This is a genomic window from Pseudomonas sp. NPDC087697 (genome assembly GCF_044743155.1).
Classification (GTDB): domain Bacteria; phylum Pseudomonadota; class Gammaproteobacteria; order Pseudomonadales; family Pseudomonadaceae; genus Aquipseudomonas.
Genome location: NZ_JBIUVW010000003.1, coordinates 126,705 through 144,520 on the forward strand (window position 1 = coordinate 126,705; position 17,816 = coordinate 144,520).

The 17,816-nt window shown below is 59.6% G+C and carries 21 protein-coding genes; 13 read left to right on the plus strand and 8 right to left on the minus strand.

The window, feature by feature from the left end:
• Positions 1 to 45: 45 nt before the first annotated feature.
• From ACIPIN_RS03965 to ACIPIN_RS03985, 5 genes are all read left to right on the plus strand, one after another.
• A complete protein-coding gene (locus tag ACIPIN_RS03965; RefSeq protein ID WP_019692410.1) occupies positions 46 to 402 on the plus strand; it encodes a 4a-hydroxytetrahydrobiopterin dehydratase in 357 nt (118 codons plus the stop codon).
• Positions 402 to 1,595 (plus strand): amino acid aminotransferase, encoded by a 1,194-nt coding sequence (locus ACIPIN_RS03970; RefSeq protein WP_401115576.1) that lies wholly within the window; start codon positions 402 to 404, stop codon positions 1,593 to 1,595. The genes ACIPIN_RS03965 and ACIPIN_RS03970 overlap by 1 nt, the downstream gene beginning before the upstream one ends.
• Before the next feature lie 257 nt (positions 1,596 to 1,852).
• Positions 1,853 to 1,984 (plus strand): hypothetical protein, encoded by a 132-nt coding sequence (locus ACIPIN_RS03975; RefSeq protein WP_401115579.1) that lies wholly within the window; start codon positions 1,853 to 1,855, stop codon positions 1,982 to 1,984.
• A gap of 74 nt (positions 1,985 to 2,058) precedes the next feature.
• Positions 2,059 to 2,241, plus strand: coding sequence for a hypothetical protein (locus ACIPIN_RS03980; RefSeq protein ID WP_401115582.1), 183 nt, complete (start codon positions 2,059 to 2,061; stop codon positions 2,239 to 2,241).
• Positions 2,242 to 2,356: 115 nt separating this feature from the next.
• Positions 2,357 to 3,571, plus strand: a complete 1,215-nt coding sequence (locus ACIPIN_RS03985; RefSeq protein ID WP_401115585.1) for an MFS transporter — start codon at positions 2,357 to 2,359, stop codon at positions 3,569 to 3,571.
• Here ACIPIN_RS03985 and arfB read toward each other — a convergent pair.
• Complete coding sequence (gene arfB, locus ACIPIN_RS03990) at positions 3,568 to 3,981, minus strand: alternative ribosome rescue aminoacyl-tRNA hydrolase ArfB (protein WP_401115587.1); 414 nt, start codon at positions 3,979 to 3,981, stop codon at positions 3,568 to 3,570. The two genes, ACIPIN_RS03985 and arfB, sit on opposite strands and share 4 nt — an antisense overlap.
• 226 nt (positions 3,982 to 4,207) lie before the next feature.
• On the minus strand, positions 4,208 to 5,629 hold the full coding sequence (locus ACIPIN_RS03995) for an amino acid permease (protein WP_401115590.1): 1,422 nt from the start codon (positions 5,627 to 5,629) through the stop codon (positions 4,208 to 4,210).
• A 951-nt stretch (positions 5,630 to 6,580) separates the two neighbouring features.
• Here ACIPIN_RS03995 and ACIPIN_RS04000 point away from each other — a divergent pair.
• Entirely contained in the window at positions 6,581 to 6,718 is a 138-nt protein-coding gene (locus tag ACIPIN_RS04000; RefSeq protein ID WP_262116637.1) for a hypothetical protein, read from the plus strand.
• A 67-nt stretch (positions 6,719 to 6,785) separates the two neighbouring features.
• Positions 6,786 to 7,748, plus strand: coding sequence for a leucyl aminopeptidase (locus ACIPIN_RS04005; RefSeq protein ID WP_401115593.1), 963 nt, complete (start codon positions 6,786 to 6,788; stop codon positions 7,746 to 7,748).
• 112 nt (positions 7,749 to 7,860) lie between these two features.
• Here the strand turns inward: ACIPIN_RS04005 and rluB are convergent, their stop codons facing one another.
• The 5 genes from rluB to ACIPIN_RS04030 all read right to left on the minus strand — a co-directional run bounded on the left by rluB (position 7,861) and on the right by ACIPIN_RS04030 (position 12,748).
• Complete coding sequence (gene rluB / locus ACIPIN_RS04010; protein ID WP_401115596.1) at positions 7,861 to 9,141, minus strand: 23S rRNA pseudouridine(2605) synthase RluB; 1,281 nt, start codon at positions 9,139 to 9,141, stop codon at positions 7,861 to 7,863.
• Between the two features lie 297 nt (positions 9,142 to 9,438).
• On the minus strand, positions 9,439 to 10,410 hold the full coding sequence (gene scpB / locus ACIPIN_RS04015; RefSeq protein WP_401115599.1) for an SMC-Scp complex subunit ScpB: 972 nt from the start codon (positions 10,408 to 10,410) through the stop codon (positions 9,439 to 9,441).
• A 12-nt stretch (positions 10,411 to 10,422) separates the two neighbouring features.
• Entirely contained in the window at positions 10,423 to 11,121 is a 699-nt protein-coding gene (locus ACIPIN_RS04020) for a segregation and condensation protein A (RefSeq protein WP_401115848.1), read from the minus strand.
• 120 nt (positions 11,122 to 11,241) lie between these two features.
• Positions 11,242 to 11,871, minus strand: a complete 630-nt coding sequence (locus ACIPIN_RS04025) for an L-threonylcarbamoyladenylate synthase (RefSeq protein ID WP_401115602.1) — start codon at positions 11,869 to 11,871, stop codon at positions 11,242 to 11,244.
• A gap of 13 nt (positions 11,872 to 11,884) precedes the next feature.
• Positions 11,885 to 12,748 (minus strand): PHP domain-containing protein, encoded by an 864-nt coding sequence (locus ACIPIN_RS04030; protein ID WP_401115605.1) that lies wholly within the window; start codon positions 12,746 to 12,748, stop codon positions 11,885 to 11,887.
• Positions 12,749 to 12,835: 87 nt separating this feature from the next.
• Here ACIPIN_RS04030 and ACIPIN_RS04035 point away from each other — a divergent pair, with 87 nt between their 5' ends.
• From ACIPIN_RS04035 to ACIPIN_RS04060, 6 genes are all read left to right on the plus strand, one after another.
• Positions 12,836 to 13,432 (plus strand): septation protein A, encoded by a 597-nt coding sequence (locus ACIPIN_RS04035; RefSeq protein ID WP_401115608.1) that lies wholly within the window; start codon positions 12,836 to 12,838, stop codon positions 13,430 to 13,432.
• Position 13,433: 1 nt separating this feature from the next.
• Entirely contained in the window at positions 13,434 to 13,733 is a 300-nt protein-coding gene (locus ACIPIN_RS04040) for a YciI family protein (protein ID WP_401115611.1), read from the plus strand.
• Between the two features lie 108 nt (positions 13,734 to 13,841).
• On the plus strand, positions 13,842 to 14,252 hold the full coding sequence (locus ACIPIN_RS04045) for a translation initiation factor 2 (RefSeq protein WP_401115614.1): 411 nt from the start codon (positions 13,842 to 13,844) through the stop codon (positions 14,250 to 14,252).
• A 7-nt stretch (positions 14,253 to 14,259) separates the two neighbouring features.
• A complete protein-coding gene (locus ACIPIN_RS04050; protein WP_401115617.1) occupies positions 14,260 to 14,937 on the plus strand; it encodes a response regulator transcription factor in 678 nt (225 codons plus the stop codon).
• A 289-nt stretch (positions 14,938 to 15,226) separates the two neighbouring features.
• Entirely contained in the window at positions 15,227 to 15,667 is a 441-nt protein-coding gene (locus ACIPIN_RS04055) for an LTXXQ domain protein (RefSeq protein WP_401115620.1), read from the plus strand.
• Between the two features lie 67 nt (positions 15,668 to 15,734).
• Entirely contained in the window at positions 15,735 to 17,087 is a 1,353-nt protein-coding gene (locus ACIPIN_RS04060) for a sensor histidine kinase (protein ID WP_401115623.1), read from the plus strand.
• Positions 17,088 to 17,208: 121 nt separating this feature from the next.
• Here ACIPIN_RS04060 and ACIPIN_RS04065 read toward each other — a convergent pair whose 3' ends face one another.
• Positions 17,209 to 17,775: a nitroreductase family protein gene (locus tag ACIPIN_RS04065; RefSeq protein ID WP_401115626.1), complete on the minus strand. Its 567-nt coding sequence runs from the start codon at positions 17,773 to 17,775 to the stop codon at positions 17,209 to 17,211.
• Positions 17,776 to 17,816: the final 41 nt, after the last annotated feature.

The window sequence follows — 17,816 nt, forward strand, 5'->3', positions numbered from 1 at the left end:
TAAAAAGTAACAACGTCTAACAAGAACCGAATTCAGGAATAAACCATGAACGCTCTGAACCAAGCCCATTGCGAAGCCTGCCGTGCCGATGCCCCACAAGTCAGCGACGAAGAACTGCCGGTACTGATCAAGCAGATCCCTGACTGGAACATCGAAGTTCGCGACGGCGTGATGCAGCTGGAAAAAGTCTTCCTGTTCAAGAATTTCAAATTCGCCCTGGCCTTTACCAACGCCGTGGGTGAAATCTCCGAGGCCGAAGGTCACCACCCAGGCCTGCTCACCGAGTGGGGCAAAGTGACCGTGACCTGGTGGAGCCACTCGATCAAAGGCCTGCACCGCAACGACTTCATCATGGCCGCGCGCACTGACGAAGTGGCGAAAGACGCCGAGGGCCGCAAATAATGCATTTCGACGCCATCGGCCGAGTACCCGGCGACCCGATCCTCGGCCTGATGGAGGCCTATGCGCAGGACAGCAATCCGCGCAAGTTCGACCTTGGCGTGGGCGTCTACAAGGATGCCCAGGGCCTGACCCCGATCCCGCAGTCGGTGAAACTCGCCGAACTGCGCCTGGTGGATCGTCAGACCACCAAGACCTACATCGGCGGTCACGGCGATGCGGCGTTCGGCAAAGTGATTAATGAGCTGGTGCTCGGCGCCGATTCTGCGCTGATCGCCGAGCAGCGCGCCGGCGCGACCCAGACCCCGGGCGGCACCGGCGCTTTGCGCTTGAGCGCTGACTTCATTGCGCAATGCCTGCCGGGGCGTGGCATCTGGCTGAGTAACCCAACGTGGCCGATTCACGAAACCATCTACGCCACCGCCGGCCTCAAGGTCAGCCACTACCCGTACGTGGGCAGCGACAACCGCCTCGACGTCGAAGCAATGCTGGCAACCCTGAACCTGATTCCCAAGGGCGATGTGGTGCTGCTGCACGCCTGCTGCCACAACCCGACCGGTTTCGATCTGTCTCACGATGACTGGCGCCGTGTGCTGGAAGTGGTTCGCAGCCGCGAGCTGTTGCCGCTGATCGACTTCGCTTATCAGGGTTTTGGCGATGGTCTGGAGCAGGACGCCTGGGCAGTGCGGTTGTTTGCCGCTGAACTGCCTGAGCTGCTGATCACCAGTTCCTGCTCGAAAAACTTCGGCCTGTACCGCGACCGCACCGGCGCGCTGATCGTTTGCGCGAAGGATGCCGAGAAGCTTGTGGACATCCGCAGCCAATTGGCCAACATCGCTCGCAACCTGTGGTCGACACCACCGGATCACGGCGCCGCCGTGGTGGCGACAATCCTCAGCGACCCGGAGCTGAAACAGCTGTGGGCTAATGAAGTGGAAGCCATGCGTTTGCGCATTGCACAACTGCGTTCGGGACTGGTCGAGGCGCTGGAGCCGCATGGTTTGGGCGAACGCTTCGCCCATATCGGCGTGCAACGCGGGATGTTTTCCTACACCGGTTTGACGCCAGCTCAGGTGAAAAACCTGCGGGACAACCACAGCGTGTACATGGTCAACTCCGGCCGGGCCAACGTCGCCGGGATTGATGCCACACGCCTGGATTTGCTCGCGCAAGCTATCGCAGACGTCTGCAAGTAACCCCTGCGGGAGCGGGCTTGCTCGCGAATGAGACGACGCGGTTTATCAGAAAAAACGCGTTATCGTTCTTCGCGAGCAAGCCCGCTCCCACATTTAAATTGTGCCCCTCCTCCTGACCTGTCTAGACAATCCCATCCGTCGCAACAAAGGGAGATAAAAGTCTTTTTGTCATCTCCCCTGCTGTATCCTGCCAAGGCTTTTTAAAAGCGCGGATCTACACAGCGATTTAAAAACAGACCTTGCGAGGAGCGACCAACATGCACGAGATTCCTAATCTCCCCTTCCCAAGCCTGCACGAAACTGAGCAGACAACCACGCAACAAGCCGGCGCCCAACAGCCCGAGCCGAAAGAAGCCACTGGCAGCCGCAAGGCCGACAGCGAAGACTGAAAAAGCACTACCCAGACCGTGTGGAAAGCGCCAACTCATGCGCTTTCCACACAGCCTGAACCAAGGACCCACACATGACCGACACCTTCTCCGAAAGCCAGGCCAGCGTACTGATCGGCACTGCTGAAAAGATGATCGATGTCTGGAACCGCCTGACACCCGAGAAACAAGCCCTGCTACTGGCCCGCTTCGGCAGCCAGGAAAACGCCCTCGCCGCACTGGTTACCACGCAATTGGTCGCACCCGCGAAATCCTGATTCCGTTCAGACAACGCAACGGCCGACACCTGGTTCCAATTTCTCCCCCTTCCCACACCCAACCACCGGTATCATAAGCAGCCTATCTATCCTGCTGTCCCGTGGACCTTTTCCCATGCCAGATCCTCAGCGCCCCATGGCGGTCACGCTGCAAGTCGTTTCCATCGTTCTGTTTACCTTCATCGGCTATCTGAATATCGGCATCCCCTTGGCCGTGTTGCCGGGTTATGTGCACAGCGACCTGGGTTTTGGTGCGGTAATCGCGGGCCTGGTAATCAGTGTGCAATACCTCGCCACCCTGCTCAGCCGCCCGTACGCAGGAAGGATCATCGACAACCAGGGCAGCAAACGCGCGGTGATGTACGGCTTGGCCGGTTGTGGCTTGAGTGGGGTGTTCATGCTGCTGTCGGCCTGGACACAAAGCCTGCCGACCTTGAGCCTGATCAGCCTGTTGATCGGTCGACTGGTGCTGGGCAGCGCCGAGAGTCTGGTGGGTTCTGGATCGATCGGCTGGGGCATCGGTCGGGTCGGGGCAGCGAATACCGCCAAGGTCATCTCCTGGAATGGCATCGCCAGTTACGGCGCACTGGCCATCGGCGCACCGCTCGGCGTGCTGCTGGTGCATCACTTCGGGCTGTGGAGCATGGGCGTGAGCATTCTGCTGCTGGCGGCGCTGGGGCTGCTACTGGCCTGGCCAAAAACCGCAGCGCCGATCGTTGCCGGTGAACGCCTGCCGTTCATGCATGTCCTGGGACGAGTGCTGCCCCACGGCTGCGGACTGGCGCTGGGTTCGATTGGCTTCGGTACCATCGCCACCTTCATCACCCTGTATTACGCCACCCGACACTGGGACAACGCCGTGCTCTGCCTGAGCCTGTTCGGCGCCTGTTTCATTGGCGCGCGGCTGCTGTTCGGTAACCTGATCAATCGCCTCGGCGGCTTTCGCGTGGCGATGGCCTGCCTGTCGGTCGAAACCTTCGGCTTGTTGCTGTTGTGGCTGGCCCCGGATGCTCATTGGGCGCTGGCGGGCGCGGCGTTGAGCGGGTTCGGCTTCTCGCTGGTGTTCCCGGCGCTGGGCGTGGAAGCGGTGAATCTGGTGCCCGCCTCCAGCCGTGGAGCAGCGGTCGGGGCGTACTCGTTATTCATCGACTTGTCGCTGGGAATCACCGGGCCGTTGGCGGGTGCCATCGCGGCCGGATTCGGCTTTGCTTCGATCTTCCTGTTCGCCGCCCTCGCCGCCTTGAGCGGTTTGATGCTCAGCTTCTACCTGTACCGCCAAGCGCCACAGCATCTAAACGAAAAGTATCGAGAAGAACGCGAAGCGCGCTAAAAGTCGACTTTGCCACGCCCGGCCTTGATCGAGCCGCGCTTGGTTTTTGACTCCAGCCGACGCTTCTTCGACCCCAGGGTCGGCTTGGTCGGACGACGCTTCTTTTCAACCTTGGTGGCGCTGAGGATCAACTCGGTCAGACGCGCCAGTGCATCGGCGCGATTGGCTTCTTGCGTGCGATATTGCTGCGCCTTGATGATGATCACGCCTTCGCTGGTGATCCGACTGTCACGCAACGCCAGCAACCGTTCCTTATAGAACTCTGGCAAGGATGACGCCGGAATATCGAAGCGCAAGTGCACCGCACTGGAGACCTTGTTGACGTTCTGCCCACCCGCGCCTTGCGCGCGAATGGCGGTCAATTCGATCTCGGCATCCGGCAGATGCACGTTGTTGGAAATCTCCAGCATGGAAAACGGTCCGGTATCAGGGCGTTCAGGATACCCTGAATGAGATATTCAGCACGCCGAAGATCAACTGTGGGAGCGGGCTTGCTCGCGAAGAGGGAGTGTCAGTCGCATCAACATTGCCTGACACACCGCTTTCGCGAGCAAGCCCGCTCCCACAGGGCTTTGTATGAACCCTGGAAACAACAAACCCGGCACATGGCCGGGTTTGTTGTTTCTGTTTTCTGCGTTACTTCACAGCAGAAGCAGCGGCGTTCAGCGCATGTTGCGCACTGCGCTTGTTCTTGATGCCGTAGCACACCCACATGAACACGACCCACACCGGAATCGCGTACACCGAGATCTGGATACCCGGGATCATCAGCATGATGCACAGGATGAAGGCCACGAACGCCAGGCAGATGTAGTTGCCATATGGGTACCACAGCGCCTTGAACAGCGGTGTTTGCCTGGTACGGTTCATGTGCTGACGGAACTTGAAGTGCGAGAAGCTGATCATCGCCCAGTTGATCACCAACGTCGCAACCACCAGCGACATCAGCAGTTCCAGCGCGTGCTGCGGGATCAGGTAGTTCATCACCACCGCGACGAAGGTGACCGCTGCCGAGGCCAGGATCGAACGCACCGGCACGCCACGCTTATCGATCTTAGACAGCGCTTTCGGCGCATCGCCCTGCTCGGCCATGCCCAGCAACATGCGGCTGTTGCAGTAGGTGCCGCTGTTGTACACCGACAATGCCGCAGTCAAGACCACGAAGTTGAGGATGTGCGCCGCGGTGTTGCTGCCCAGCATTGAGAACACTTGAACGAACGGGCTGCCGCTATAGGCGTCGCCGGAAGCGTTCAGGCTCGCCAGCAGGCTGTCCCACGGGGTCAGCGAGAGCAGAACCACCAGTGCGCCGATGTAGAAAATCAGGATCCGGTAGATCACCTGATTGATGGCTTTCGGGATCACGGTTTTCGGCTGGTCAGCTTCTGCTGCGGTGAAACCGAGCATTTCCAGGCCGCCGAAGGAAAACATGATGATCGCCATGGCCATCACCAGACCGCTGACACCATTCGGGAAGAACCCGCCGTGTTCCCACAGGTTGCTCACCGAGGCTTGCGGGCCGCCATGGCCGCTGACCAGCAGGTAGCTGCCCAGGGCAATCATGCCGACAATCGCCACAACCTTGATGATCGCGAACCAGAATTCCGCTTCGCCAAAAACTTTGACGTTCGCCAGATTGATCGCATTGATCATCACGAAGAACACGGCGGCCGAGGCCCAGGTCGGGACATCCGGCCACCAGTAGTGCACGTATTTACCGACGGCGGTCAGCTCCGACATGCCCACCAGAATATACAGAATCCAGCAGTTCCAGCCCGACAGGAAGCCGGCGAAACCGCCCCAGTACTTGTGGGCAAAGTGGCTGAACGAGCCGGCCACCGGCTCTTCGACGATCATTTCGCCCAGTTGGCGCATGATCATGAAAGCGATGAAGCCACAGATCGCGTAACCGAGGATCATCGACGGGCCGGCCGATTTCAGTACACCGGCAGAGCCGAGGAACAATCCGGTACCGATCGCGCCACCGAGGGCGATCAGTTGAATATGGCGATTTTTCAGGCCGCGTTTAAGCTCGCCTGAATGCGAGTTTTGTCCACTCATGAAAAGGGTCTCACGCAAGGTTTGATGATGTTCGTTAAGACATTGCTGCTCGAATCGGGATTAAGCAGCGCGGATCAAACCCCAGCGCAGGCACCAGGAGTTCAGCGTTTTTTTACCAGTCATGCGTCACCTGTTTGTTTTTATCTGTGACGAAATCGAACCCGACACGCTTGTGGCGCGGCGGAGTTAACAAAGCGGATAGCCTTGAGTTTTGCGCAGTTACGCAGGGAGGTCACAGTTAAAACGCGGCGCATTGTACACCTGTAACCCCCTGCTGCCAGACACCGCTGGATCAGCGCGTCGTTTGCCGGGATTGCCTGTGTCCGCCCCGATCGTCCCGGGCGGCTGCAAAAAAAGACTCAGACCTTTGCGGGTCGTTGACGGGGACGATGGAAAAATCGCCCTTTGAGGAGAGATGGAGATGACTCACGGCGTTCATTGCGCCTCCTTCTTGTTATGCACCTGCACGACAGGCATGGCGCATCTCACCGCTGAAACCGTCCTGAAACAAGCGGACCAGAGCCGTGCAAACCGCATGAACGAGCTCCAGCCGGAAGCTTTTCCTTACAGCCCGCGTGACAACGCGAATCCGTGGTGCAGAACGCGGCTTTTCGTAAAGCCTTCTTTACGATGCGTAACGTATTTTTTCCACAACAGATCTTTCTGTAGACCGACTGCAAATTGACGGTAGTCCCATTCCTATGGATGAGACCGAGTTAGCGATTTGTTTTTAATTGAAAAAAACAACAACACAAAACAGAATAAAAATTTCACAAAAGACAAATTTAAATATTAAATTGTATTTTAAAAAATACTGGACTAGGTTTTCAGCCACTTGCCAGACCGTAAAGTCCTGCAAGTAAGCGGCAACTCTTTTCAGTCGCAATGATTTATTCATGCACGGAAAACAGCACCGCCATTCAACCGAAAAAGTCATCTAGGAGATTCACTATGCAAGCATTGGAAAAAGACTTGGAAACTGAACTGCAACTGGACGATTGGTTTGAGGCGCCGACCCATGACGCTGCCGTCGAAATGATGCAAGCCGACGCGGTCGTTCCGTTCGGCACGGCGATGTGGCCGATGTAAGACATCCAGGCAGCGACGACCCGACCGGTCGCCGCTGCCGCTGTTGGCTGACAGTCAGGGAGGATTCATGGATAGACACCGCGCCATTTCGCATTTCCTTTATTACCTCGAACACCACCCCGCGCTGGTTGGCGTACGTCCGGCCAAGGTTTTGCTTGGGCATACCGCGCCTTACGAAGCATTGACCGGCGCGATCATCGAACAAGCGTCCAACGAGCCATTCCGGTTCAGCGCCATGCGCCTGGACCTCGAACCGACCCAGGCCCTGGCACAGGCCATTGCCGACTGCGATCTGTACATTTTCTTCTACGACTCGTCGACCCTGCCCAACCCGCGCCCGGACGGCCCCGACTTTGTTCGCGCCCTGCAAAGCCTCATGGCCGACAACTGGAAAAAGTCGCTGCTGTTCAAGGATTACGGCGATTACTTCTACGACACCTTCAGCGTCACACCGCAACGTATCGCCGGGCTCAACAGCCACCTGATCCAGCGCATGTCCCAGGCCACGACCCTGAGCTTCAGTGATCGGCATGGCTCTTACTTCGAAACACCGCTGAGCAGTATCAAGAAGTGGACCAATATCAACGGCGTCGGCAATTTCGATCTGGCGCCCGGCGAGATCGCCACCCACAGTGAGGCCATCAATGGCCAGGTGAAATTCGTCGGGACCTTCCTCGGCACCATCCCCTTCGCCCGCAAATATGGCGTGCTCGAATCGCCGCTGGAGTTGTGGATCGAGAACTCGACCATCAACCGAATCGCCACGCAAGTGCCGGGGCTGGAACATGACTTCAACAAGTACCTGGACGCCAACCCGTCCAACCGACGCATCGAGGAATTGGGGATCGGTACCAATGAGGGCGTCAAGGACCTGTATGCGCGCAACGCAGGCTTCGAAGAGCGCCATTGCGGCCTGCATCTGGGGTTGGGCGGTGGCGCCAAGGGCAGCCATCACCTGGACCTGATCTTCGCCAGCGGTGTGCTGGCGCTGGATGACAAGCCGGTGTTTGACGGGCGGTTTGTGTTCTAGAAGCAGCTACAAGCTGCAAGCCTCAAGCTGCAAGTAGAAGAGCAAAAAAAACGCCAACCTCAGGGTTGGCGCTTTTTCACTTGCAGCTTATAGCTTGAAGCTTAGAACTGCTTCACTCCGGCTTGCGACGACCAAAGCCTGGACGCTGGCCGGAACCGGCCGGTGCGCCGCGACGTTTGCCCGATGGCGCGTCACGGTCGACCAGGACGATGCCTGGACGTTTCTTCGGCGCTGGCTTGGCCGGGCGCTTGGTGTCAGACGGACGATCTGCCACTGGCGTACCGCGACCCGACTCACCACGACCTGCCGGAGCACCGCGATCGCTGCGACCACCGGCTGGAGCGCCGCGGCCTTCGCCACGCTCAGTGCGACCGTTGGCCGGACGCGGCGTACGTGGACCGCGCTCGCCGTCCTGACGTGGCGCTGGCTTGCGGGCTGGACGCTCGCCTTCGATCTGCGGCTCACGCGCCGGGCGCGGACCTGCAGCAGGAGCAGCGGTGGCTGGACGCAGGGTCCGCACGCGCTCGCTCTTGCCGACCGGACGGGACGACTTGCGCTGCATACGCTCAAGCTTGTCTTTGCTCTTGGCGTTCATTTGCGGCATGGCCACAGGGGTCAAACCGACTTCAGCACTGAGAATGTCGACTTCATACTGGCTCATTTCGCGCCAGCGGCCCATCGGCAGGTCAGAGTTGAGGAACACCGGACCGAAACGCACGCGCTTCAGACGGCTGACCACCAGACCCTGGGATTCCCACAGACGACGTACTTCACGGTTACGACCTTCCATCACCACGCAGTGGTACCAGTGGTTGAAACCTTCACCACCTGGAGCCTGCTTGATGTCGGTGAACTTCGCCGGGCCGTCTTCGAGAACCACGCCCGCCTTCAGGCGCTCGATCATTTCGTCGTCGACTTCGCCACGTACACGTACCGCATACTCACGGTCCATTTCGTAGGAAGGGTGCATCAGGCGGTTAGCCAGTTCACCGTCGGTGGTGAACATCAGCAAACCAGTGGTGTTGATGTCCAGACGACCGATGTTGATCCAGCGGCCTTCTTTTGGTTTCGGCATTTTGTCGAACACGGTCGGACGGCCTTCAGGGTCGTCACGGGTGCAGATTTCGCCGTCGGGTTTGTTGTACATGATCACGCGGCGGACCGATTCAGCCGCTTCTTCACGCTTGATCACCTTGCCATCGATGGTGATGGCGTCGTGCAGGTCGACTCGCAGGCCAAGGGTGGCATCTTTGCCGTTGACCTTGATCCGGCCATGACTGATCCAGGCTTCTACGTCGCGGCGCGAGCCAACGCCGATACGGGCGAGGACTTTCTGCAGTTTTTCGCCTGCTGGGCCGATTTCCTGGTCGTCTTTCTGGTCGTTGATACTCATCTGGGCACCTCCCGGTGTGGTCTGTTCAGGCCTGGCCTGAAGATTTGAAATCTGGTCTTTGGGCGAAAGGATCGCCGAAGGGTCGCGAATCATACGCGCATGGCGCCGCTCGCGCATCAGAGACTAGCGGATAAACGGTGGGTTAGTGGTTTTTCCGCCGACCGGTGACACAGAGGTTCATCAGACACTGGAGTCATTGTGGGAGCGAGCTTGCTCGCGATGACGGCGTCACATTCAGCATCAATGTCGCCTGGCATACCGCTTTCGCGAGCAAGCTCGCTCCCACAGTGATATGCGTCAATCGTCGAACTGGCGGCGTTCGTTCTCGATCGCTTCGGCGAGGGCCAGGGCTTCGGCTTCTTCGTCGCTCAGCTCAGGTTCTGGCTTGGGTTGTTCCAGTGCGGCGACGGCGGCGAGCAGTTTCTCCCGCGCTTCGGCGACACCGAGGATGTCGTCGTCCTGCTCTGCTTCGATTTCGGCTTCAGGCTCTACGATTTCAGGCTTGGATTCGGGCTCAGGCTGATCCAGACCTTCTTCAGCCTCGCTCACCGCCCCATCACGCAGCAAATCATCGAAGTCGGTCTTGATTCCCTCTTCCATCGAGTCCAGCTCCAGCAACAAGGTATGGAAACTGGTTTCGTCCTTCGGCTCTTCCGGCTCGGCGCTGGCATCGGCCAGTTCTTGCAGGCTCTGCGGCACCGGTGCGTCGTCGAACTCGAGCATCGGCTCGGGCTCCAGCTCGCGCAGTTCGGCCAGCGGTGGCAGGTCGTCGAGGTTCTTCAGGTTGAAATGATCGAGAAACGCCTTGGTGGTGGCGAACATCGCCGGCTTGCCCGGTACGTCGCGGTAACCGACGACCCTGATCCACTCACGCTCCAGCAGGGTTTTGACGATGTGGCTGTTGACCGCCACACCGCGCACATCCTCGATCTCGCCACGGGTGATCGGCTGACGATAGGCGATCAACGCCATGGTCTCCAGCATTGCTCGGGAATAGCGCTGCGGGCGTTCTTCCCACAGACGTCCGACCCACGGCGCGAACTTCTCGCGAATTTGCAGACGGTAGCCCGAAGCGACTTCCTTCAACTCAAAAGCCCGGCCGTCGCAGGACTTGGCAAGAATCGCCAAGGCCTTCTTGAAGACTGGCGGCTCCGGGCGCTCGCCCTCTTCGAAGAGCTCGAACAGACGCTCCATCGACTGCGGCTTTCCCGAGGCCAACAGAAAGGCTTCAAGCAGTGGCGCCAGCTCGCGGGGTTCACTCAGATTCATTGATTTAGCTCGTTATTCGGCTCGCGCCCGCACATGGATAGCCGCAAACGGCTCATTCTGTACCAGCTCGACCAAGGATTCCTTGACCAGTTCGAGGATCGCCATAAAGGTCACGACCACACCCAAGCGTCCTTCTTCAGCGGTGAACAGCTCGACAAAAGGCACAAAACCGCCGCCCTTGAGCCGTTCCAGCACATCGCTCATGCGCTCGCGCGTCGACAACGCCTCGCGGCTGACCTGATGGCTTTCGAACATATCGCCACGGCGCAGCACCTCGGCCATGGACATCAGCAACTCTTCCAGACTCACGTCCGGCAGCAACTTGCGCGCCCGCGCCTCCGGGGCATCAAGCTTGGGCACCACCACATCGCGGCCGACCCGGCTCAGGCCGTCGATACCTTCGGCGGCCGCCTTGAAGCGTTCGTACTCCTGCAAGCGGCGGATCAGCTCGGCGCGGGGGTCGTCTTCTTCCTCTTCGATCTCGGCCGAGCGCGGCAGCAGCATCCGCGACTTGATCTCGGCGAGCATGGCCGCCATCACCAGATACTCGGCGGCCAGCTCCAGCCGCACCGACTGCATCAACTCGACATAGCCCATGTACTGCCGGGTAATTTCCGCCACCGGAATGTCGAGGATGTTGATGTTCTGCTTGCGGATCAGGTACAGCAGCAAATCGAGAGGGCCCTCGAAGGCTTCAAGGAAGACCTCCAGCGCGTCTGGAGGAATGTACAGGTCCAGCGGCATTTCCATGACCGCCTGGCCATAAACCATGGCGAACGGCAGCTCTTGCTGTGCGCCGGCCTGGCTATCGACGGGCTCTACTGCGGACATCTAGGCCTCAACCGTAAACGGCGCGGGATCGCCGCAACCGATGCGAATCACTACTGGCTCGCCGTCGGCCAGGTTGATCACCGTAGAGGCTTTGATACCGCCAAAACCACCGTCGATGATCAGGTCGACCTGATGCTCAAGCAACTGACGCATTTCATAAGGGTCGCTCAACGGATCGGTGTCGCCGGGCATGATCAGGGTCACACTCATCAGCGGCTCGCCCAGCTCTTCGAGCAACGCCAGGGCAATCGGATGGCTTGGCACCCGCAAACCGATGGTGCGCTTCTTCGGGTGCAGCAGCAGTCGTGGCACTTCGCGGGTGGCGTTGAGAATGAAGGTGTAAGGCCCCGGCAAGTGGGCCTTGAGCAAGCGGAAGGTGCCGGTATCGATCTTGGCGAACAGCCCAAGTTGCGACAGGTCACTGCAGATCAGTGCGAAGTTGTGTTTTTCGTCCAGTTGCCGTAGTCGACGCACACGCTCGACAGCGTTCTTGTCGCCGATCTGGCAGCCAATGGCGTAGGACGAGTCGGTGGGATAGATCACCACACCGCCGGCTCGAATGATTTCTACCGCTTGTTTAATCAGGCGCGCTTGCGGGTTTTCCGGATGAATCTGGAAAAATTGACTCACATTTTCTACCTGTTCAGACGGCAATAACGGCTGGGTCATGTTTGAACCGACACCAAAGCGGCGGCAGGTCCTCCGGGATTGGGCGGTATTCGCCGATCTCGGACCAGCCTCCGGGTCCATGGAAATCACTGCCGGCACTGACCAGCAGACCAAATTCACGTGCAAGAATAGCCAGGCTACCGACCTGCTCGGCCGGCTGATGGCCATTGACCACCTCAATAGCGTGGCCACCTGCTTGAATATAGTCGGCAATCAGACGGCGGCGTTTGCTGCGGGTGAAATCATAGTGCCAAGGGTGCGCCAGACTGACCCAGGCCCCGGCGGCGCGCAGGGTTTCGACGGTTTCCTCCAGGGTCGGCCAGTGCTGCTTGACGTCCCCCAGCTTGCCGGCGCCCAGCCACTTGCGGAAGGCTTCGGCGCGGTCCTTGACGAAGCCGGCGCGGACCAAATAGTCGGCAAAGTGCGGTCGGGCCGGCGCATTGCCACTGTCGCCGAGCTCCTGCTGGATAGCCCGCGCGCCTTCCAGCGCACCCGGCATACCCTTGAGTTCGAGCTTGCGGCTGATTTCTTCGGACCTCAGCCAGCGCCCGTCATGCAATTTGGCAATTGCCTCGACCAACGCCGGCGCGTTGACATCGAAACCGTAACCGAGCACATGAATGGTCGCGCCCCCCCAGGTGCAGGACAATTCGACGCCGTTGACCAGTTGCATCCCCAGCGCAACCGCAGCGCTGCGGGCCTCGTCGAGGCCTTCAAGGGTGTCGTGATCGGTCAAGGCCAGGACTCGCACGCCTTTCTCGAACGCACGCGCAACCAGTACCGCAGGCGCCAGGGCGCCATCGGAGGCCGTGCTATGGCAGTGCAAATCAACATTCACAGGACTGTGTAACCTCAAATCAGCTGGCGCTTTCGCGACCCAATATGTTTGTTATTATGCCGCCACATCCTGCTTCTGGCTGCCACTGTGAAACAATTCATCGACTTCATCCCGCTTCTGCTGTTTTTCATCGTCTACAAAATCGATCCACGGGTCGTCGACATCGCCGGTCATCAACTGACGGTAGGTGGTATTTACAGCGCCACTGCGATGCTGATCATCAGCTCCCTGGTGGTCTACGGCACGCTGTTTATCAAACAGCGCAAGCTGGAGAAGAGCCAGTGGCTGACCCTGATCGCCTGCCTGGTCTTTGGTAGCCTGACCCTGGCCTTCCACAGCGAAACCTTCCTTAAATGGAAGGCGCCGGTGGTTAACTGGCTGTTCGCCCTGGCCTTTATCGGCAGTCACTTCATCGGTGACCAACTGCTGATCAAACGCATCATGGGTCACGCGCTGACCCTGCCGGACTCGGTCTGGACCCGCCTGAACATCGCCTGGATCGGCTTTTTCCTGTTTTGCGGCGCGGCCAACCTGTTCGTCGCGTTCACATTCCAGAGCTATTGGGTCGACTTCAAAGTCTTCGGCAGCCTGGGCATGACCCTGCTGTTCCTGGTCGGGCAGGGTATTTACCTGTCCCGCCACCTGCACGATGCCGACACTACTACGCCAAAGACCGAGGACTGACATGCTTTACGCAATCATTGCTACAGACGTCGCCAACTCCCTGGAAAAGCGCCTGGCTGCGCGCCCTGCACACATAGAACGGCTGCAACAGCTCAAGGCCGAGGGCCGCGTGGTTCTGGCGGGGCCGCACCCTGCCGTCGACAGCAATGATCCGGGCGCTGCGGGTTTCACCGGCAGCCTGATCGTCGCCGAGTTCGCCTCCCTTGAAGCCGCCAGGGCCTGGGCCGACGCCGATCCGTATATCGCCGCAGGCGTCTATGCCAACGTTCTGGTCAAACCGTTCAAGCAAGTCCTGCCATAACCCAGCACCGGCGCGATGAACCTTCGGTTGATCGCGCGTTCAACTGCTCATTATTCTCGTTCAACGGCCGACAACCTGCCCAACACTCGATTGGAATCAGGAGTTTCGATGCGCCAAGGTCCGCTGTGCCTGCTGTTGGTCATGTTATCGATCGGGGCCCTCGCCCATGCCGAAGAGCACTCGGACTCAGGTTATTCAACGCCTCTGTCATTAAGCGCCGGCGGCCAGATCACCGAATTGCAGCAACGCTTGAAAGAAAGCGAGCGGCAACGAGAAGAACTGAACAAACAACTGCAAAATGCCGACAACGAACGCGAAAGCGCCCAGCTGGGCCGGTTGCGCGAAGAGAATCAGCGCCTCAAGCTGCAACTCAAGGAAGTCCAGGCCAGCCCCCAGCCGCGTCTGCTGAGCGATCAGCAACAGTGGTTCGTCACGGGCGCGGGAGTAGCGCTATTGGCCCTGCTCTGCGGTATCTTCGCCAGTGGTGGACGTAGACAACGTCGGCAATGGCTAAATTGAGTGAGTCATGAGCGAGCTGTTACTAATTGATGATGACCAGGAGCTGTGTGAGCTTCTGAGCAGTTGGCTGAGCCAGGAAGGTTTTGTCGTGCGCGCCTGCCACGATGGTCTGAGTGCGCGCCGCGCCTTGGCCGAGTCCGCGCCGGCGGCGGTGGTGCTGGACGTAATGCTGCCCGACGGCAGCGGTCTGGAACTGCTCAAGCAATTACGCAGCGACCACCCGGATCTGCCGGTGGTGATGCTCTCGGCCCGTGGCGAACCGCTGGACCGTATCCTCGGCCTGGAACTGGGTGCCGACGATTACCTGGCCAAGCCGTGCGATCCTCGGGAGCTGACGGCCCGCCTGCGCGCAGTACTGCGGCGCAGTCATCCGGCAGCGGTATCCAGCCAGATGGAACTCGGCGATCTGTGTTTCAGCCCGATCCGTGGCGTGGTCAGCATCGATGAACAGGAATTCACCCTGACCGTCTCCGAAAGTCGCCTGCTCGAAGCCCTGCTCAAGCAACCCGGCGAGCCACTGGACAAGCAGGAACTGGCGCAGATCGCCCTCGGTCGCAAGCTGACCCTGTACGACCGTAGCCTGGACATGCACGTCAGCAACCTGCGCAAGAAAATCGGACCGCACCCCGACGGCCGCCCACGCATCGTTGCCCTGCGCAGCCGCGGTTATTACTACAGCCTCTAACGACCGACACACTTCCCTGTAGCAGCTGGCGTAGCCTGCGTTCGGCTGCGAAGCAGTCGTAAAACCTATCGACTCGGTCTCCCTGAAACACTGCAGTGCCTGAATTTACGACCGCTACGCGGCCGAACGCAGGCTCGCGGGCTCGCCAGCTGCTACGGGGGCTTGTTTTGTCAGGACGACAGAAAACCGTCTTTACCCAAGCTTTACGCTCCGCTGACCGCCGCTGACCTTGATCTCCGTAATCTGTACTCATCCGGAACACACCGGGAACGAGACAAGGAGACACACCATGCGCAAGACCCTTATCGCTTTGATGTTTGCTGCCGCACTGCCGACCATTGCCATGGCCGCGCAAGAAGGCCAGGGCCCGATGGGGCCAATGGACGGCCACGGTTACAGCGAGCATATGCACGGCGGCAAAGGCACTTACAGAGAGCTCGACCTGAGCCACGAACAACGCGAGCAGATCCGCAAACTGATTGGCGAGCAGATGCATGCGCGTAGAGAGTTGGTAGAGCAGTACCTGCAAAAACTCTCGCCAGCCGATCAGCAGGCAATGAAAGACCAAATGGCGGCCGGCCGCCAGAAAACCGAGAAAGACATCCGTGCCCTTCTCAAGCCGGACCAGCAGCAGAAGTTCGACGCCATCCAAAAAAAGCAGGCCGAACGCAAAGCCGAATGGGCCGAGTTTCAAGCGTGGAAAGCCCAACAACCGAAAAAAGCGCAATAATGTTCTAGCGCTACATCCCAGCCCAATGGTTAATCGCCATTGGGCTTTCTTTGTTTGAGGACTTCCCGTGCGTTCATTGTTCTGGCGCATCCTTGCCAGTTTCTGGCTGGCCATCGCTCTGGTTGCAGGGCTGTCGATTCTGCTCGGGCACATGTTGAACCAGGACGCCTGGATTCTCAGTCGCCACCCAGGCCTCAATACCCTGGCGCAAGAGTGGACGCAGCTCTACGAAGAAAGTGGCGAGGACGCCGCGCAAGCGCTGCTCGAACAACGCAAACGGCGTTACCACATCGACGTTCAGGTGCTGAACGAAAGTGGCGACCCGGTGGTGCGCGGCACCTTCCCTCGCCGCGCGGCGGCATTGGAAGCAAGACAGAGCGACAACTCCGACGACAACGACCGCCACCTGCCCTGGCGGCGCCTGACCGTCGAGTACACCAGCCCGAAAAGCGCTGAAACTTACTTGCTGATCTACCGTATTCCGCATCCAGAGCTCAACGCCTGGCACCGCTCCAGCCTGCTTTGGCCCCTCAGTGCACTGTCGATTGCCTTGGTGGTGCTGACGCTGTTCAGCCTGCTGGTGACCCTGTCCATTACTCGCCCGTTGAGCCGTCTGCGCGGTGCGGTGCATGACCTCGGCCAAACCACCTATCAACAAAACAGCCTGGCCCGACTGGCCAACCGGCGTGACGAGTTTGGCGTGCTGGCCAACGACTTCAACCGCATGGGCGCACGCCTGCAAAGCCTGATCGGCAGTCAGCGGCAATTGCTGCGCGACGTGTCTCACGAGCTGCGTTCACCGTTGGCCCGGTTGCGTATCGCCCTGGCCCTCGCGGAACGGGCCGGCCCCGAAGAGCGTGAAAAACTCTGGCCACGACTGACCCGCGAATGTGATCGCCTTGAAGCGCTGATCAGTGAAATTCTGGTACTGGCACGGGTCGACGCCGACAACGCGAGTGCCGAAGAGGTTGACCTCAACGCGCTGCTGAACACTCTGAAAAAAGACGCTCAGCTTGGCTCGCCGGAGCAAAGCATACGTATCGAAGCCGAACAGCAATTGAGCCTCAAGGGCTGGCCGACCATGATCGAGCGGGCCCTGGACAATCTGTTGCGCAACGCCCAACGCTTCAACCCGGCTGGACAGCCGATTGAGGTGTTGGCTTTGCGTCAGGCGGATCGGATTGTGCTCAGTGTGCGCGACCATGGCCCCGGCGTAGAGGCCGAGCATTTGAGCCAACTGGGGGAACCGTTTTATCGGGCACCCGGCCAGACGGCCGCCGGACATGGCCTGGGACTGGCCATCGCCCGCCGTGCGGCGGAGCGCCACGGCGGCAGCCTGATTCTGGCCAACCACCCGGAGGGCGGGTTCATCGCCAGCCTGGATCTGCCGTTGGAACCGGGGGCTGTGGTTCAGCCCTGAATACCTGTGGGAGCGGGCTTGCTCGCGAAGAACGATAACGCGGTCCGTCTGGCGTACCGCGGCGCTTGATTCGCGAGCAAGCCCGCTCCCACACAAGCCCTTACACATTAGATCGAAGCCTTCAGCCCTTGGCAGGCCAGGCACTGACGAACTCGGCGAGATCGACTTTGCCAGCCACCCGCGGTTCGTTCTGCGGAGTGCCCAGGTAAAGGAATGCAATGACCTCTTCACCTTCCGCCAGGTCCAAGCCTTTGGCCACATGCGCCGAATAGACCAGCTCGCCAGTACGCCATACCGCGCCGATACCCTGAGCGTAAGCCGCCAGCAAGATACCGTGGGCCGCGCAACCTGCAGCCAGCAACTGCTCGGACTTCGGCACTTTGATGTGGTCTTGCAGACGCGCCACCACAACGACTACCAACGGTGCACGCAGCGGGCCATTGCGCGCCTTGTCCACCAAGGCCTGAGGCACATCGGCGTCTTGCAGGCGTGCAGCCTCGGCCAGCAACTCGCCCAATTGCTCACGCGCCGCGCCTTCGACCGTCAGAAAACGCCACGGCTGCAAATGCCCGTGATCCGGTGCGCGCATGGCCGCAGCAAACAACACTTCCCGTTGTGCGGCAGTAGGCGCCGGGTCGAGCAAACGCGGAACGGAAACACGGTTGAGCAAAGCGTCGAGAGCCTGCATCGGCCACCTCCTGAAAAAAATGTCTGACTATTCTAGCGGCA

Bases quoted from the DNA above. Each gene is read 5' to 3' on its own strand.
- ACIPIN_RS03965 (WP_019692410.1), top strand. From the start codon at position 46: ATGAACGCTCTGAACCAAGCCCATTGCGAAGCCTGCCGTGCCGATGCC.
- ACIPIN_RS03970 (WP_401115576.1), top strand. From the start codon at position 402: ATGCATTTCGACGCCATCGGCCGAGTACCCGGCGACCCGATCCTCGGC.
- ACIPIN_RS03975 (WP_401115579.1), top strand. From the start codon at position 1,853: ATGCACGAGATTCCTAATCTCCCCTTCCCAAGCCTGCACGAAACTGAG.
- ACIPIN_RS03980 (WP_401115582.1), top strand. From the start codon at position 2,059: ATGACCGACACCTTCTCCGAAAGCCAGGCCAGCGTACTGATCGGCACT.
- ACIPIN_RS03985 (WP_401115585.1), top strand. From the start codon at position 2,357: ATGCCAGATCCTCAGCGCCCCATGGCGGTCACGCTGCAAGTCGTTTCC.
- arfB (WP_401115587.1), bottom strand. From the start codon at position 3,981: ATGCTGGAGATTTCCAACAACGTGCATCTGCCGGATGCCGAGATCGAA.
- ACIPIN_RS03995 (WP_401115590.1), bottom strand. From the start codon at position 5,629: ATGAGTGGACAAAACTCGCATTCAGGCGAGCTTAAACGCGGCCTGAAA.
- ACIPIN_RS04000 (WP_262116637.1), top strand. From the start codon at position 6,581: ATGCAAGCATTGGAAAAAGACTTGGAAACTGAACTGCAACTGGACGAT.
- ACIPIN_RS04005 (WP_401115593.1), top strand. From the start codon at position 6,786: ATGGATAGACACCGCGCCATTTCGCATTTCCTTTATTACCTCGAACAC.
- rluB (WP_401115596.1), bottom strand. From the start codon at position 9,141: ATGAGTATCAACGACCAGAAAGACGACCAGGAAATCGGCCCAGCAGGC.
- scpB (WP_401115599.1), bottom strand. From the start codon at position 10,410: ATGAATCTGAGTGAACCCCGCGAGCTGGCGCCACTGCTTGAAGCCTTT.
- ACIPIN_RS04040 (WP_401115611.1), top strand. From the start codon at position 13,434: ATGCTTTACGCAATCATTGCTACAGACGTCGCCAACTCCCTGGAAAAG.
- ACIPIN_RS04045 (WP_401115614.1), top strand. From the start codon at position 13,842: ATGCGCCAAGGTCCGCTGTGCCTGCTGTTGGTCATGTTATCGATCGGG.
- ACIPIN_RS04050 (WP_401115617.1), top strand. From the start codon at position 14,260: ATGAGCGAGCTGTTACTAATTGATGATGACCAGGAGCTGTGTGAGCTT.
- ACIPIN_RS04055 (WP_401115620.1), top strand. From the start codon at position 15,227: ATGCGCAAGACCCTTATCGCTTTGATGTTTGCTGCCGCACTGCCGACC.
- ACIPIN_RS04065 (WP_401115626.1), bottom strand. From the start codon at position 17,775: ATGCAGGCTCTCGACGCTTTGCTCAACCGTGTTTCCGTTCCGCGTTTG.